The 15,059-nt window shown below is 60.2% G+C and carries 16 protein-coding genes; 6 read left to right on the forward strand and 10 right to left on the reverse strand.

Features of this window, described 5'->3' with window-relative positions:
* Window positions 1-293: 293 nt before the first annotated feature.
* Window positions 294-1,679 carry an ABC transporter substrate-binding protein gene (locus ORS3428_RS28880; protein ID WP_083355340.1) on the reverse strand — a complete coding sequence of 462 codons (1,386 nt, stop codon included), beginning with the start codon at window positions 1,677-1,679 and terminating at the stop codon, window positions 294-296.
* A 403-nt stretch (window positions 1,680-2,082) separates the two neighbouring features.
* Between ORS3428_RS28880 and ORS3428_RS33705 the strand changes: the two genes are divergently transcribed.
* The 3 genes from ORS3428_RS33705 to ORS3428_RS28890 are packed head-to-tail and all read left to right on the forward strand — an operon-like array spanning window position 2,083 to window position 3,165.
* Entirely contained in the window at window positions 2,083-2,286 is a 204-nt protein-coding gene (locus tag ORS3428_RS33705) for a hypothetical protein (protein ID WP_201788347.1), read from the forward strand.
* Window positions 2,286-2,549, forward strand: a complete 264-nt coding sequence (locus ORS3428_RS28885; RefSeq protein ID WP_201788348.1) for a hypothetical protein — start codon at window positions 2,286-2,288, stop codon at window positions 2,547-2,549. The genes ORS3428_RS33705 and ORS3428_RS28885 overlap by 1 nt, the downstream gene beginning before the upstream one ends.
* Window positions 2,536-3,165, forward strand: a complete 630-nt coding sequence (locus ORS3428_RS28890) for a cupin domain-containing protein (protein WP_071101687.1) — start codon at window positions 2,536-2,538, stop codon at window positions 3,163-3,165. The genes ORS3428_RS28885 and ORS3428_RS28890 overlap by 14 nt, the downstream gene beginning before the upstream one ends.
* 189 nt (window positions 3,166-3,354) lie before the next feature.
* Here the strand turns inward: ORS3428_RS28890 and ORS3428_RS28895 are convergent, their stop codons facing one another.
* The 9 genes from ORS3428_RS28895 to ORS3428_RS28930 all read right to left on the reverse strand — a co-directional run bounded on the left by ORS3428_RS28895 (window position 3,355) and on the right by ORS3428_RS28930 (window position 12,375).
* Complete coding sequence (locus tag ORS3428_RS28895; protein WP_071101688.1) at window positions 3,355-3,654, reverse strand: hypothetical protein; 300 nt, start codon at window positions 3,652-3,654, stop codon at window positions 3,355-3,357.
* Between the two features lie 416 nt (window positions 3,655-4,070).
* Window positions 4,071-5,552, reverse strand: coding sequence for an alkaline phosphatase family protein (locus tag ORS3428_RS28900; RefSeq protein WP_083355341.1), 1,482 nt, complete (start codon window positions 5,550-5,552; stop codon window positions 4,071-4,073).
* 37 nt (window positions 5,553-5,589) lie between these two features.
* Window positions 5,590-6,378, reverse strand: coding sequence for a M24 family metallopeptidase (locus tag ORS3428_RS31965; RefSeq protein ID WP_083355342.1), 789 nt, complete (start codon window positions 6,376-6,378; stop codon window positions 5,590-5,592).
* Window positions 6,269-6,832 (reverse strand): aminopeptidase P family N-terminal domain-containing protein, encoded by a 564-nt coding sequence (locus ORS3428_RS31970; protein WP_083355343.1) that lies wholly within the window; start codon window positions 6,830-6,832, stop codon window positions 6,269-6,271. Before ORS3428_RS31970 ends, ORS3428_RS31965 begins: the two co-directional genes overlap by 110 nt.
* 92 nt (window positions 6,833-6,924) lie before the next feature.
* Window positions 6,925-7,794, reverse strand: coding sequence for an ABC transporter permease (locus ORS3428_RS28910; protein ID WP_083355344.1), 870 nt, complete (start codon window positions 7,792-7,794; stop codon window positions 6,925-6,927).
* Window positions 7,791-8,732 (reverse strand): ABC transporter permease, encoded by a 942-nt coding sequence (locus ORS3428_RS28915; protein ID WP_071101689.1) that lies wholly within the window; start codon window positions 8,730-8,732, stop codon window positions 7,791-7,793. The genes ORS3428_RS28910 and ORS3428_RS28915 overlap by 4 nt, the downstream gene beginning before the upstream one ends.
* The gene (locus ORS3428_RS28920) at window positions 8,732-9,724 is read right to left on the reverse strand and encodes an ABC transporter ATP-binding protein (protein WP_071101690.1); all 993 of its coding nucleotides are present in this window, start codon (window positions 9,722-9,724) and stop codon (window positions 8,732-8,734) included. The genes ORS3428_RS28915 and ORS3428_RS28920 overlap by 1 nt, the downstream gene beginning before the upstream one ends.
* A gap of 15 nt (window positions 9,725-9,739) precedes the next feature.
* Entirely contained in the window at window positions 9,740-10,768 is a 1,029-nt protein-coding gene (locus ORS3428_RS28925) for an ABC transporter ATP-binding protein (RefSeq protein ID WP_071101691.1), read from the reverse strand.
* A 35-nt stretch (window positions 10,769-10,803) separates the two neighbouring features.
* Window positions 10,804-12,375 carry an ABC transporter substrate-binding protein gene (locus tag ORS3428_RS28930; protein WP_071101692.1) on the reverse strand — a complete coding sequence of 524 codons (1,572 nt, stop codon included), beginning with the start codon at window positions 12,373-12,375 and terminating at the stop codon, window positions 10,804-10,806.
* 187 nt (window positions 12,376-12,562) lie between these two features.
* Between ORS3428_RS28930 and ORS3428_RS28935 the strand changes: the two genes are divergently transcribed.
* The 3 genes from ORS3428_RS28935 to ORS3428_RS28945 all read left to right on the forward strand — a co-directional run.
* Window positions 12,563-13,561: a LysR family transcriptional regulator gene (locus ORS3428_RS28935; protein ID WP_083355346.1), complete on the forward strand. Its 999-nt coding sequence runs from the start codon at window positions 12,563-12,565 to the stop codon at window positions 13,559-13,561.
* A gap of 32 nt (window positions 13,562-13,593) precedes the next feature.
* Window positions 13,594-14,832 (forward strand): pyridoxal phosphate-dependent aminotransferase, encoded by a 1,239-nt coding sequence (locus ORS3428_RS28940; protein ID WP_071101693.1) that lies wholly within the window; start codon window positions 13,594-13,596, stop codon window positions 14,830-14,832.
* A 4-nt stretch (window positions 14,833-14,836) separates the two neighbouring features.
* A partial coding sequence (locus ORS3428_RS28945) for an isocitrate lyase/phosphoenolpyruvate mutase family protein (protein WP_244508137.1) occupies window positions 14,837-15,059 on the forward strand: 223 nt, incomplete at its 3' end.

The raw sequence follows: 15,059 nt of genomic DNA on the forward strand, positions 1-15,059 counted from the left end.
AAGGCCGATGAAGCGGACCAGCGGCCGACCGAGTTTCAGATCGGTCAATGACTGATAGACGCCATAGAAGAAGAGCAGGAGGAAGCCGAACAGTATGATCACGRCCGGAGCGACGGCCACAATGCTCCACCACTCGATACCGCGCCGTGCGTCTCGTCTCACAGTCCCACCTACTGGAACCAGCGACTTGGACGGCTGGGCCGATACGCTCGCGCTTGAACTACGAAGTTCCATCTCAACAATTCCGAAGAGTGAAAGGGGCGGCGGTCCGCCAGCGCCGCCCCTTTCTGCGGTCACAGGGAGGACCGGATTTCGGTGGCGAGGTCGTGGAGCGTCTTTTCCACGTCGGCGCCATTGACCATCTTCTGCATTGYGACCGCCCAGGCATTCATCGCCTCGCCGAAGCCTACTCTCGGCGTGAAGGCCAGTGCTGCCCGGTCCTGCACGGTCTTGAACGTATCGACGAAGTCATTGAACTCCGGCTTGCCCGCGTAGTCGAGCCACGCCTTGTCAGTCCAGGTCGAGGTGCGCGGCGAATTGACGAGTTTGCCCGCCACCGCACCGTTGAGGTCAACTTCCTTGGAGGTTGCCCACTGGATGAACAGCCAGGCCGCGCCTTTCTTCTGGGAAGCGGCATTCATCGCCAGGGACCAGATCCAGATGTTCGATTCGAAGTTCTGGGCATTCGGCGCATGCAGCGGCGGCGCGAACGCGATTWTGCCCGAGGCGGRCTTGCCCGCCACGTCGTTCCAGAAACCGAACATGTTCGCATCGATCGACATRGCCGTGCGGCCGGAAGAAATGCCATCGACGACCTGGTACCAGTTGTCATTGGCGRAAGACGGCGCAGCGCACTTCTTGATCATATCCACGTAGTCCTTGTGGAAGGCGATCGATTCCGGCGAGTCCAGACCTGTGTCGAGCTTGCCGTCCTTGATGAAGAAATCATGCACTCCATAGGACTTGGCGATGGAGGCCGGCGCCGTGTGGATGCTGCTCCAGAAGCGCACGCCACGAACTCCCAAAGGCGTAATCGACGGATCCGCCGCCTTCAGCTTCTCGCATGCTACCGACATCTCGGGCGGAGTGGTCGGCACTTTGATGCCGTACTTGTCGAGGATGTCCTTGCGATAGAACAACTGAATGTTTTCGAAAGCATGGGGGATGGCCCACACATGACCGCTTCCCGGCTCGATCTGACCGTCTTTCAAATTCCACGTCAGCGCGTTGCGGAGCGCGGGAAAGAAGTCCTGGTAATCGTAGGCGGCATCGGTGAGCTTCGGATCGTTCAGATAGCCGTCGAGCGGCTCGAGCAGYCGGCTCGGCGAGAGATCCCAAGCTGGCTGGATGCCGGTGCCGACCACATCCCATGCTGGCGACTTTGTGGTCAGCTGGATCGTCAACTTGTTCCAGTAGGAATCGTCCGGATAAAGCTCAGGAGTGACCTTGATGCCGGTGAGCTTCTCGAACTCGGGAAGCTGCGCCTCTACAGCGTCGGCATACGGATGAATGTCGTAGGCCCAAACGATCGAAGTGCCTTCGAACTGGCGCCAGTTGATGCCTTCCGCATGTGCCGGCTGCTGTGCAGTGATCGTCCCTGCCAAAAGCAGGGAATAGATGAATGTACCTTTCGCAAGGTTCGTCGAATAGCCGCGGAAAGCGGCAAGCTTTGCTAGCATGTTCTCCTCCCAAGGGCTCAGCGGCCCAGCGTTAACCCCTCGCGCCTCCATCCCAGGCCCGCGGTATGACAAAGCTACCGCTGGTCTCCATGAATTGAGCAAGGTTTCGGAGACCGGATTGAGTAAGATTGGGTAACCTTCGCGCATCGTCATAGGGCCAACGTTTAGGCGTCTTATCGAGCGATGAGGCGTCGTCGCATGCACAGAAGAAACGACCTCGTTGTACGGCGATTGGCACGTGGAGCCGCTACTAGCTGTCACCGGGAAGCTAGTCGAGCAGAGCGTCTATTCATGCGAGCGGCCAGCGAYACTGCTCGCAAGTGGGTTCGTGCGGCCTGGCATCAAACGTTATCTGAATGTATCCTGAAACCGCTCGCGCAGGACGTTCTTCTGAACCTTTCCCATGGCGTTGCGTGGCAATTCCGTYAAACCAAAGATGCGTTTTGGGCGCTTGAAACCAGCGATCTTCCGGCGAATCGATAACGACATCGAGGATGCGGCCGCGAAGCTCAGGGAACTGGGCGGCGCGAAGGCGATTATGTCCACGATAGGCGCCGGCAAGGCCGTTTCCGGGCTGCTTCCCGGACTTGCACCGGTGGGCGTCTGATGCTTCTCGGCGCCGGCAAGGACCCCCTTCCCGTCTCGGCCGGTTACATAGTGGCCGGCGAGCGCGGCCTGCTCGGATCGATCACGGGAACCCCCTTTGAAAACGAAAAGAYGCTCGACTTCAGCGTGCTGGCGGGCGTGCGGCCACGCATCGAAACCATGCCGCTGGAGCAGGCCGTCGAGGCCTACGGCAAGATGAGGTCCGGAGACGTAAAGTTCCGGATGGTGCTTACAATGAAGGAGAAGACCAATGCGCATCAATGACGACCTGACCAAACCCGTCATCGTCCACGCCGCCAAACTCAACTGGGTGCCAAGCCCGGCYGCCGGCGTCGATCGGCGGATGCTCTATCGCGTTGGCGGCGAGGTTGCCAGGGCGACCTCCATCGTCCGCTATGCTCGGGGCAGCGCGTTCCCGCGCCATACCCATAGCGGCGGTGAGGAAATCCTGGTGCTCGACGGCGCATTCCAGGACGAGCATGGCGACTACCCGGCAGGAAGCTACTTTCRCAATCCGCCCGGCACCTCGCACGTCCCCGCGAGCAAAGACGGCTGCACGATCTTCGTGCGGCTTTGGCAGTACCGCACCGGCGACCAGACCCAGATCGTTCGTCAACCGGGCGAAGGGATGAAGATGGAGCCACGTGCAGGCGCCGCAGGTTCCAGGATCCTCTTCGACGATGCCCATGAGAAAGTGTTTCTTGAGGATTGGAAGGCAGGCGAGTTCGTGACAATCGGGAACACGCGTGGGCTAGAATTCCTCGTGCTCGCGGGCAACGTCACCATGAACGGCGAGGCGTCGGAGCCRCTGAGCTGGGGTCGACTGCCGGCCGGCACCGACCTCGCTGCCGCTGTGGGGAGCGCGCCCGTCAAACTCTGAATCAAGGATGCGCCCCTGCAGCACGCCGACGTCTTGAAGATGCCCGTCTGAGCGGCTGGTGAGACAGCGCGCAAACGTCTCAAACGAGCGCGCCCTTCATTTCAGCCCGTAGACCGACTTGCGCGATCACCGGCGTCGAGATCGGCGAACCCCTGTGRCATCTGCCACTCCTGGGTCGATCGGCGCTAGTCACTCTTTCTTGCTCCGCTTTCGCGACCGCCTATTTGCCAGCATATACTCCCCGGACGAGACAATGAACTTCTCGTTGCGGGAAATGCGATCGTAGGCCGGGTCACCGAGTTTTGCGATCGCCAATGCTGCCAGAAGATTGCCAATGGCAACGGCACCGGCAGAGGACTCCGGAAAGGCCTGACTCCTGGTAGGCGCCACGAAGAACAAGCCCTTCGTCAGCTGCCGCAATGGGGCCGCTACGGAATCAGCTATGCCGATAACCTGTGCGCCGGACGAAGCGACAATCGCGTTCTTCATGTCCGACGTTCAGAACATGACTATCACCAAGAAACTATTCCAGGACATAGATTACAGCCTAACCCTGTAATTGCTGTTGCATCGACAGTTCTCATATGCCTGTCTTTGGCGTTGATGCTTTCATTGCAGGCCTTAGGGAGGAGGAAGAGGCGCCGAAAGGGGTAGCATGAGCTGCRCAGAAGCCGGCGAAGACATGATTTCAGCCCGGCGCAAGAAGAAAGAATTCGACCGAAGCCGAGCACTACTCGCCAGCTTGCCAAGAGCCGATCCCTTTCGCCATCGTTCCTCACACCTCCCAGGAACTCGACGCCAACGGATCTCCACCGGACGGCCTGCAGAGCAGTTCCGGTATCGGACACCGTCGACCATTTTGTGCATTGCTTGAATTGGCGCGAGAGCGACGGTGCGGRCCAGACTTATCCTGAGGATCCTTCTGCTTCACCGCATTCGATGTATGCCGCAGTTCCAATTTGCGCCCTTCGTAGTACCTGCCGGAACCTGCCGTTGCTTGCTTCAAACACTTCGTATTTGACGTCAGGGTTCGCGTCCGAAGCGCAGCCGGTGACCTCATGCAGGATCCGCCCGGTCATGGAATGCGGCTGCCTCAATCCCAGCAAGTGCAAAATGGTCGGAGCGAGATCGCAAATGCCGGAGGGGATGGTGGATTCCGAGCCAGACGCGCCGAATGCCGAGCCCGCGACTATGCCGAGGGCAGCAAGCTCTTTCGAATGGAGGCCACCATGGACGCCCAAGCCCGAGGGGYGGTTGCCGTCATAGTACGTCCCGCCTATCAGGCCAAGCGCATCGACACCGTCGTCCGCCCGAAACGAAAACGACACGTCCGCTGCGCGCGCGTGGTTGGCAAAGACCAGATGGCTGCCAAGGCTGCCAGGGGCGATGCCTTCGATTTCGTTCTTCGGGCGTGTGAAGACCGGGCCGCACCACGGCTCCTTTGCCATCGCGGCTACAAGCCGKGCGATCTGATCCTCGCCAGGATCCGCGAGATATAGGGCGCCGACCTGTCCCGGGACGGCCACGACATCAACGTCCGGTGCTGGTGCTGTGCCAGGGCGGAACCCCGCATCTCGCAGGCTGTCGATAACAGAAACCCGTGTGTGGCCCGTGACGTGTCCGTGATCGGAAATCGCAATGATCTGCACGCCTTCGGTGCGGCCTTCGGCTTCCCACCAGTCGAGCAGCCGGCCGAACTGGCGGTCGCAATAAGTGACGATGCCGAGCGTGGCCGGTGCGCCCGTCCCGTGGACGTGCGAGGTGTTGTCGGGCTCGCCGTAAGAGATGATGGCGACGTCCGGCCGATGTTTCGGCCAGATCACCTTAAGAAAAGCCGTGGTGATCCACTCTTGCCCGGCGTTGTCAGGCTCGACCTCCGGCGGGATCGGCGGCAGTGGGCCAGCAACGGCCTCAGCTTCGGCGAGCACCTCGTCGGGAGTGCAGGCCGCACGAAAATGCCCCGAGAGCCGGATGTGTCCGAAGTCTTCGGCCTTGTGATGGAAAAGACGCGTCGTGCCAGCTGTATTCGTGGCCAAAACGGCAAGGCTGCGCCCCGCGGCAGCCAGAAGCTCGCCAAGGGTCGGCACGTCCATCAATCGTCCACCACTTTCCAGATCTAGTTTGCGCAAAAGGGCAGCTTCCGAGGTGTCGATAAAGCGAGATGGCTTTACCGAGCGATCGACATACCGATTGCCAACCATACCGTGCCGGCTCGTGGTAGCGCCGGTAACGAGACTGGGGAAGGCCGCKCGGGTTTCGCTGGGATAGATCGTTCGGTGCTTCGAGAGCGTAATGCCGAGCGACTGCAGCCGGCATAAGTTCGGTGTCAGTTCAGGAGAGACGAGGTCGGGACGAAGACCATCGAAGCTGACAATGAGAAATCGCATAGTGCCTCTAGCCTCACTTATGACGGGAGCTGTGATGTCAGTCGCAAATCGCCAGTTCACGAGGCAACGTCCAGCAAACGTCGACCGATCGCTTACCGACGATGAATTGATCTTCCACCGTGAATGCCCCMAGACCGCGAATGTACCAGGGGGTCTCATAGGCCAACACCATCTGCGGTTCGACTTCGGTCATTTCATCAGCAGCGATAAACGGCCATTCCTCAACGAAGAGGGACGCGCCAACGCCGTGGCCGAAATGGCCGYGGTAATACATGTCAAACCCGCGGGCACGCATGGCTTTGAGCGCGGCCGCATGTACTTCCCGCAGAGCGCCCCCAGGCCGCAAAAGCTCGAGGCCCGCGTCGAAGGCGCTTTGCAGGGCGTCATAAATTGCCTTCTGATCTGCGCTTGGACGACCGAGCACGGCAGTGCGTGCGCAATCGGAGGTGTAGCCATCCACGCTGCATCCAAGATCAAGTCGGATCACGTCCCCACGCTCGGCTGGACGCCCCCTACCGGTAGCATCAGGCCCAATTGTGATCGCGCCGTTCGCCACAAGCGGGCTGTGATAACCGAGCTCGGAAGCCCGTTGTGCAGACGCGATGCGGAAAACCGAAATCAATTCGTCCGCCGTACACCCGGGCCGAATGCGCTCAAGGGCAGCYCCTGTTCCCGCCTCAGCGCATTGGGCCGCAAGTTTCAGAGATGCGATTTCCTCAGGCGATTTGATCATTCGCAACCGGGCGAAGAGGTGCGAGGCGTCCGACCAGAGCATCAGGACAGGATTCAGTGAAGCAGACTTGGTCGGCCACCGGCAAAGGAGCATGCTCCGTGCCGAGACGAGCGGTTGAGAGACCACGGCGGGTCAGGGTCTCGGCAAGCAACGCGAACGTTTTCCTGCGATCGAAATTCGCTGGCCTGGGATGGGTCTGTACCGGTGGACGAACGRCCGAAAGTCGCCGGGTGAGCTCGCCGCCCGGAATATGGCTGATGTCTATGAAGTCGACCCAAACAGGAAAGGTGACGACGTCCTCAATCCCAGACGCACTTCGAAATTCTTCAGCGTAGAAGTCGCCGACGATTGCTGTAAGGGGCTCAGTTGCGTCCGCAGGTAGGATCACAAAGGCAGYACCGGCYCGACGCCAGTTGGTGGCRCTGCCTGGGTGTGCGCCGGTGCTGTAGACGATCGACTCGGGCTGGATCAGAACGATCGCGTCCAGCCCTTCCCGCTCGATGAGGACCTGTGCGCGCTGGCGATTGAGTGGGCGGAGACCGGCCATGAGATGTTCCTGTTCGCGTTTTTGCGCCGAGCTGCCGTGATGTGGCCTGCCATGAGAGTCCGCATCGAATTACGAGAGTAGTCCTCGCCTCATCACTGCAGCCCCTTATCCAACCGGTCGCGCAGCCAGTCGCCCAGCAAGCTTATGGCGAGTGTTGTCGTTACGATCAGCGCAGCAGGGGCGAACATGATCCATGGCGCGCTCGTCATGTATTCACGGCCGTAGCCAACCATGTTGCCGAGGCTGGTCATTGGAGGCTGAACRCCAAGACCCAGAAAGGACAGGCTGCTTTCCATGAGGATGATCTCGGGAAAGGTTAGCGTCATAGAAACAATGAGGGTCGAAGAGATGTTCGGAAGAATATGGCGCAGGTACACCCATTGCGGGCTCGCCCCCAGCTGGCGAACAGCGCCGGCGTAGCCTTGCGCACTGGCGRCAATCGCAAGCCCACGTGCGATACGAGCATAGCGCTCCCAGCCGTAAAGCCCCATCAGCCCGATGAACAGCGGCAACGCGTTGCCGAAAAAGGCAAGCACCGAAAGGGAGAGAATGAGGAAAGGCATCGCCGCCTGGAAGTCGGCGAGCATCAGGATCAACTGCCCGACGCGTCCTCGGAAGTGCGCGRCGGCAAAGCCCATGGTCGTGCCGAAACAAGCCGAAATCAGCGTAGCGCCGAGAGCGACCAGAGCCGAGACCCGGACAGACACAATCAATCTGGATAGAATATCGCGACCCAACTCGTCCGTTCCAAGCAGATGATGTGGGTGCAGCGGCGCAGCCAGCCGGTTCGGCAGGTCAAGGGCGGTATAATGGTAGGGGRCAATTTGGTCAGCAAATACGGCGACGAGGACGATAAAGCCGATCCACAACACGCTGACCACAACGGAGATTGGAAGGCCACGTTGTTTGGCGGCCCTTTGCTTGCCAGCTGCCGTTCGGTTGATCTTTTCAATGATGCTCATGGCTGAGCGCCTTCGCTTGCGTCGGCGCTCGCCAGACGCGGATCAAGGAAGCCGTAAAGAAAGTCGACAACGAGGTTGGAGGACACCATTGCGGCGGCCACCAACAGGAGAATGCATTGCACCACCGCCAGATCACGCGCGGCCACCGAAACGACCAGCAGATTGCCAACTCCTGGCCAGGAAAAGACGCTCTCGACCACCACCGAGCCCGCGATCAGATTGCCGACCATGAAACCAACGATGGTAACGGTCGGAATTGCCGCGTTCGGCAGCGCGTGCCCGCGCACAACCGCGGCCCAGGGAATTCCTTTGGCACTGGCGGTACGGATGTAGGGCTGTCCCAGCACCTCCAACATGGCACTTCGCACGAAGCGGGCGAGTACAGCGGCGCCGCCAACGCCTAGAGTGGCCACCGGCAAGATCAGATGCTGCAGGCCACCTGTGCCGCCGGTCGGCAGCCATCCACACCAGATCGCCAGAATTTGAATCAAGACGAGGCCCAGCACAAAGCTCGGGATCGTATAGCCCGCGACCGCCGTAACCATAACGGCGCGATCGACTGCACTGTCCCGGTGCAAGGYGGCATAGACACCGGCGGGAATGCCAATCGCCAATTTTATCAACAGCGCYGGCAGGGTCAGCATGAGTGTCGCAGGGATACGTCCCATGACGAGCGCGAGCGCGGACCCACCTCCACGCATTGACCGGCCAAGCTCACCTTGAAAAATCGCCGCGAAGTAATGGATGTATTGACTCCAGAGTGGCTGGTCGAGCCCCCACTCCCGGCGAAAGGCGGCCATGGCCTCGGGCGAGGCGTCGTCGCCCATGATGCTGCGGGCCGGATCCCCGGAGAGCCTCAGCACAACAAAGGCGAACGTAACGACGAGTGCGATCGTCACGATGGCGCGCAAGAAGCGGACAGCAAAGTATCGAAGCATCAGCTTCCAGCCTCCCTGGAAGAAGGCTCGGTGTGAACAGCATGACAGGCGACCGATCGTCCATCCCGCAGCCTCGAGARACGGGGCGAGATGCTCCTGCACTCCGGTAGAGCGATCGGACAGCGCGGGTGGAACGCACAACCTGTCGGGCGGGCCGCAGGATTGGGCGGTTCGCCCTCGAGTACGATGCGCTCTCGCATGCGTCGCCCCGCAACAGGAACAGCCGAGACGAGGGCTTTGGTGTAAGGATGGGCCGGGCTCGAAAGGAGAAGGTTTGTCTCGCCATGTTCCACGATACGGCCAAGATACATGACGGCCGTCTGATGGGCGATCTGGCGAACCACTTTCAGATCGTGGCTGATGAAGAGGAGGCTGAGACCCAGGTCTTTTTGAAGATCCATGAGCAGGTTTACGACCTGCGCTTGGATCGATACGTCCAAAGCCGAAACCGGCTCGTCGCAGACCAACAATGCCGGCTGCATGACCAGCGCCCGAGCAAGAACCGCACGCTGGCGCTGTCCACCCGATAGCTGATGCGGCAGCTTCCGGGCATGACTGGCGTTGAGGCCGACCGTATCGAGCACGGCCATCGCCTTCTCGTTTCTACCGGATGCCGACCCGATGTCATGAATGTCGAGGGGCTCGCGGACCTGATTGAGGATGGACAAGCGGCGATCGAGCACGGCAAGCGGATCCTGATGGATCATCTGCATTTGCATTCGCATGTGTCGCCATGCCGGTGTATCGGCCGGCGGCAGTTCGGCATTGCGGAATCGCACATATCCGCTGTTCGGTCGTTCAAGGCCGAGCGCGATCCGTCCTGTGGTCGATTTTCCCGAGCCGGATTCGCCGACGAGGGCCAACGTCTGACCCTGTCGCAGCGACAACGATACGTCATCGACCACGCGAAGAGCCACCTTCCGCCCGAAGAGCCCCTGCCGCGTCGGATAGCTGCGCGAAATGCTGTGCAGCTTGAGAATGTTTTCGGTCATGCCAGCGTGCCTGTTTTAAGCTTTTGGRGCTCTCCGGCGGCAACCGCTATTTCTGCCACGCACGCAGGAGCGATGCCCGGTTTCGATTGGGCTGAGCGGCGGCACGGCCGTCTCACAAGCAGCCATGCGCTGGGGGCAACGCGGCCCAAAGGGGCATCCGGGGGGCATGTTTGATGGCTCCGGCACCTGCCCCTCAATTGGAACGAGCCGATGCAACGTTCCTTCGAACGACGGCAAAGCCGCGAGTAGACCTCGCGTGTAGGGATGCTGCGGGTTGCCGAAAATGGAATCCGAGTGCCCCGTCTCGACAACGTTCCCGGCATACATGACCATGATGCGTTCGCACGTTTCAGCAACAACGCCAAGATCATGGCTTATGAGCACAAGCGCCATGCCTGTCTCTCGCCGGATGGTGGTAAGCAGCTCCAGTATCTGGGCCTGGATCGTGGCGTCGAGCGCGGTTGTCGGCTCGTCGGCAACCAGAACGTCCGGGCGCCCAGCGAGCGCCATGGCGATCATGGCCCGCTGGTTCTGACCACCGGACATCTGGTGAGGATAGGCGTCGAAGCGGCGAGCGGCGTCAGGCAAGCCGACGAGTTCGAAGAGGCGTTTTACTTCCGCCCGGATGCTCGAGCCCGACAGCCCCTGGTGGCGCGCGAGAACTTCGCCGACCTGTCGACCAATTCGGACGACAGGATTGAGTGCGCTTGACGGATCCTGAAAGATCATGGCCACACGCCCTCCCCTGATCCGGTCAAGGCGGGCAGCCGGGGCGCCGAGGAGTTCCTCCCCGTCCAGCCRCACCTTGCCTGATACGGCGGCTGTTTTTGGCAGCAATCCCAGGGCCGCAAGCCAGGTAACGGATTTGCCGCTGCCTGACTCGCCTACGATACCAAGGGAGTCGCCCCTCGTAAGCGTGAGGTCAATCCCGCGGATGGTCCGCACGCCGCCGAAATCGACAGTCAACTCCTCGATCGTCAGCAGCGGCGCGGAGGCTGGTTTTGCGACGTTCGCGGCAAGAGATTGAGYGTTCTGGGTTTGCATCTCTTCAGTTCACTGCCGCCATGAGGATGAAGCCGTCATTTCGAGGCATAAGCCGCGTTGAGGGGACCGAAGTTCAGGTCCAGTGTCTGTCCGGGCACCCATGCAATGTCCTTGCGTTTTCCGTAAAACTGACCGGATCCATGCAGAATGACGCAGGGCGGGTTCTCATGATCGATGATCTCCAGCATGCGCCGGATGATCGGCCGCCGATCCGCCGCCGCCGAGGTCRACTTGAGTTGCTCGCCATRGGCGAAAAATTCCTTGTCTTCCCAGAGGCCCAGCTTCGGAAGCTCTCCACCCGGACCTAACAGGCGCCACGCGTGAGCCAGTATGTCCGGGAAAATAGCTGTGGTTGAATTGTCGTAGATTGCGTTGATCGGCTTCCGCTCGATCTGGGCAAAATTCTCCATCATCTGGATTTCGGCGTTGAGGCCGACAGCACGCCACATCTCGACCAGGATCTGCGCGCCCGCGACCTGGTTCGGATAATAGTTGTTAAGGAGCTTGTAGGTGATCGTCTCCCCGTTGTAGCCGCTTTCAGCAAGCAGTTTGCGCGCCAGGTCGGGATCGAAGGCGAGACCGGGAAAATCCTCTATGTAGCCTTCCCCAAAGCTGGAAAACTGAAAGCCGTTCGGAACAGGAATCCGGTTCTGCCACAGCGCTTCGACGAAGGACTTACGATCGAGCGCCAGGCTTAGCGCCCGCCGCACGCCGATTTTCGAGAGAACGGGTCCTGTGGCATCGATCGCCAAGGCGCGTATGTTTTGAACCGCACCTCCCGCGACCTCGAGCCCAGGCTGCCTTGCGATTTCGGCGAACATGTCTGGTGAGAGATCGGTGATGAAATCGACCTCCCCCGCGGCAAGAGCGTTCATTCGAGAGGCAAGCTCCGGAATTATACGAAATTCGACACCCRCAAACGGAGGCTTTCCGCCCCAATATTGATCGAAGGCAGCTAACAYGACACTCACGTCGAGCGTCTGGCTGACGATCCGATAGGCACCGGTGCCGACAGGCGCTGCGATCCACTTGTCCCAGGAGCCTGCCGCCTCGAAAGCCCGGCTGCCGACTATTTCCGATGACCATGATGCCAGACGCTTTTCCAGGAGGGCGTCTTCTCCCTTCGCATGAACAATGACGGTGTGGTCATCCACGACCTCAACGCGGTCGACGGTGTCGAGCGTTTGCATGGCGACCGACTTGCCCGCCTTGCCCGGGCCAAGCAAATGATCTGGGCTGAGTGAAAAGACGACGTCGGTGGCGGTGAAGGGACTGCCGTCATGGAAGAGGACGCCCTTGCGAAGGAAAAGGCGCAGGGCCGTCCCATCGACACGCTCCCAGCGTTCCGCGAGCGCGGGCAGCAGCGCCATCTTTTCGGTCTGGTCAAACCTGATCAGCGTATCGAACATCTGAGGAGCGATGCGTCGCGTGGCCGTATGGTTGAACAATGCCGGCTCAACGGCTGGCGGGAAACCGGACATACCGATCTTGATGGTGCGCCGGTCGTCCGCGCTGGCTGCTGCGACGCGCAGCCCGGTCATGGACAGCAGACCACCCGCGGCGCCCGCTGCAAGTATGCTGCGTCTCGTAAAGGTCAGGTCACGCATTGCTCTGATTCCTGTCGCTAGAACRGCGGTTCAAATTTGAGATTGAAATCTTTCCAGGTACTCGGCCTTGCTGTGCCGGTTTCGGCCAGGACCATCATCGGGTTCCATTACAGAGAAATGACAAGTATCGAAAAATGCGATAGCAAACGCGTGGTTCTGGATGACYGAAAGCGCTGAGGGAGAGCCCATGACCGAGGAAGCAGAGCTTTCGCTGAACGCGGTGCGAGCCTTTGTTCAGGTCGCGCGAGACAACAGCGTCACGCGGGCATCGCAGACGCTCGGCATCACGCAGAGTTCGGTGAGCCGCCACTTGGCGGTGCTGGAGGAATATTTCGGAGCTAAGCTGATCGAACGGCGTGGGCGCCAGAACCGATTGACGGACTTCGGACGACTGTTTGCCGATACGGTCGCAGAGCCGCTCGACACGATCCTGTTCACGGCGAGACGAATGCGCCGCAACGGCAGGAAGGACCCTAACCGTCTCGTTGTGCGGACGTCCCTTTCYACGTTCGCCTATACGGCGCTCATTCCCAACTTGCGTGAATTCTCAAAGGAGATGGGCGGCGTGACGGTCGACGTGATCAGCTCCTTATCCGCGCCGGCCTCGACCGACAGTTTCGACGTGCTTCTCTCGCGGGATCTCAACCTGACCGAGCCTGCAGACCGATGGGACGTCTACGATGAGCAGCTTGTGTGCGTCGGCGCGCCGGATTGTGTGGCAGGCCGCGGTCTCAAGGCCTTGCAGACCACTCCTGTTATCGCCGTCACGTCGCGACCCGACATTTTGCCCACATGGTTGCGAAGCATGGATCTGAAGACGTCAGACATAATCTCTGGCGCGCGCTACGATCACCACTATCTCGCGCTGCCGGCGGTGACGACCGGCCAGAGCTTGCTGGTAACGCCGCACATCGTGGTGGCGGACCTCATCGCCAGGGGCCTCCTGGAAGTGCTTCCCGGCTCGCGCGCCCCAAGTGGCATGCAATATCGCGCCTACGCTATCGATCGCGGCGCCAATCCCGAAGTCGCTCGAGCGTTCTGCCGCTGGCTGACCCGCCTTTGCYGAAAGATGACCGAGGACGAGCTCGCCACGAAATWGGACGAAGACAAAATACATCGCAAAATGCGATCGTTAAGCTCGCATTGCGCGATACCGAAGCTGGCGAATGCTGAGTGCCTTGGCTAGTCCTCAGGTCAAATTCCTCGAGGAACGTCCAGTTGTCACTCATCGCCAAGAGAATGCAAGCGGTCCGTCCTTCACAGACCAAGGCCATGACTGCCGCGGCCGCCGCCTTACGCGAAAGAGGCCGTGACGTGATCGCCCTCAGYCAGGGCGAGCCGGATTTCGACACGCCCGAGAAAGTTCAAACCGCCGGCATTACCGCCATTCGTGAAGGCAAGACGCGCTATACACCGGTTGCCGGCGTGAAGCCCTTGCGGGAGGCTATCCGAAAGAAGCTGCTGCGCGACAATGGCCTCGACTATGACATCGAGCAGATCACGGTCGGCTGTGGCGCCAAGCAAGTGGTTTTCAATGCGCTCTTTGCCAGTCTCGACCCGAGCGACGAAGTCATCGTCCCGACGCCCTGCTGGGTTTCCTATCCCGATATGGTGCGGCTTGCCGGCGGAGACCCTGTGCTGGTCCCTTGCCACGAGCATTTCGGCTTCAAGCTCAAGCCGTCGGATCTGGAGGCCGCGATCACGCCGCGCACGAAATGGCTGATGYTGAATTCTCCCAACAATCCGACCGGGGCGGTTTATTCCWAGGAGGAGCTTGCCGAACTTGCCGGCGTGCTTCGCCACCACAATCACGTGCATATTTTGGCTGATGATGTCTACGAGAAACTCGTCTACGGCGTGCCGTTCGCTACGATTGCCGAGGCCGCCCCAGATCTTGCCGAACGGACACTCACCATTAATGGAGTTTCCAAATCCAGCGCCATGACCGGATGGCGGCTCGGCTATGGCGCGGGGCCAAAGGCACTTGTCAAGGCGATGAATACCGTCCAGGGGCAGACGTCGTCGCACACCAGTTCGATATCGCAATATGCAGCAATCGAGGYGATCACCGGCAACCAGGATCACATCRCCAACTTCGTTTCAGACTTCCGAAATCGCCGCGATCTTTTGATCGAAAAGATCAACCAGGCCGCGGGGCTGAGCTGCCGCACACCGGACGGCGCCTTCTATGTTTTCGTCAACTGCGCGGGGGTCATTGGCAAGTCGACGCCGCAGGGCAAGGTGATCGAGACCGATATGGATTTCGCCATGTATCTGCTCGAAGAGTTCGGCGTCGCCGTCGTGCCGGGCAGCGGCTTCATGGCCTCGCCATACATCCGAATTTCTTACGCTTCGTCGATTGAGGATCTGCAGCGTGGCTGCGGCCGCATCCATGAGGCCTGCGAAACCCTTATAGGGAGTGAGAACATCAATGAGCAATGCACGACGGTTGCGTGACCGCATGGCCGAACGTGGCCTTGTTCATGTTATGGCAGCCCACARTCCGCTGTCGGCAATTTTGGCGGAAGAKGCTGGCTTCGACGGGATCTGGGCTTCGGGTTTCGAGCTCTCGGCGCTCTATGGACTTGCCGACATGAGCTTGATCACGATGACGCAGCATCTCGACATGCTGCGAGCGATGGCGGGCCAGTCATCTTTGCCGATCGTTGCCGACATTGACACCG

Origin of the sequence: Mesorhizobium sp. ORS 3428, from assembly GCF_001854785.1 — a bacterium.
Lineage (GTDB): Bacteria > Pseudomonadota > Alphaproteobacteria > Rhizobiales > Rhizobiaceae > Mesorhizobium.

Bases quoted from the DNA above. Each gene is read 5' to 3' on its own strand.
- ORS3428_RS28895 (WP_071101688.1), bottom strand. From the start codon at position 3,654: ATGAAGAACGCGATTGTCGCTTCGTCCGGCGCACAGGTTATCGGCATA.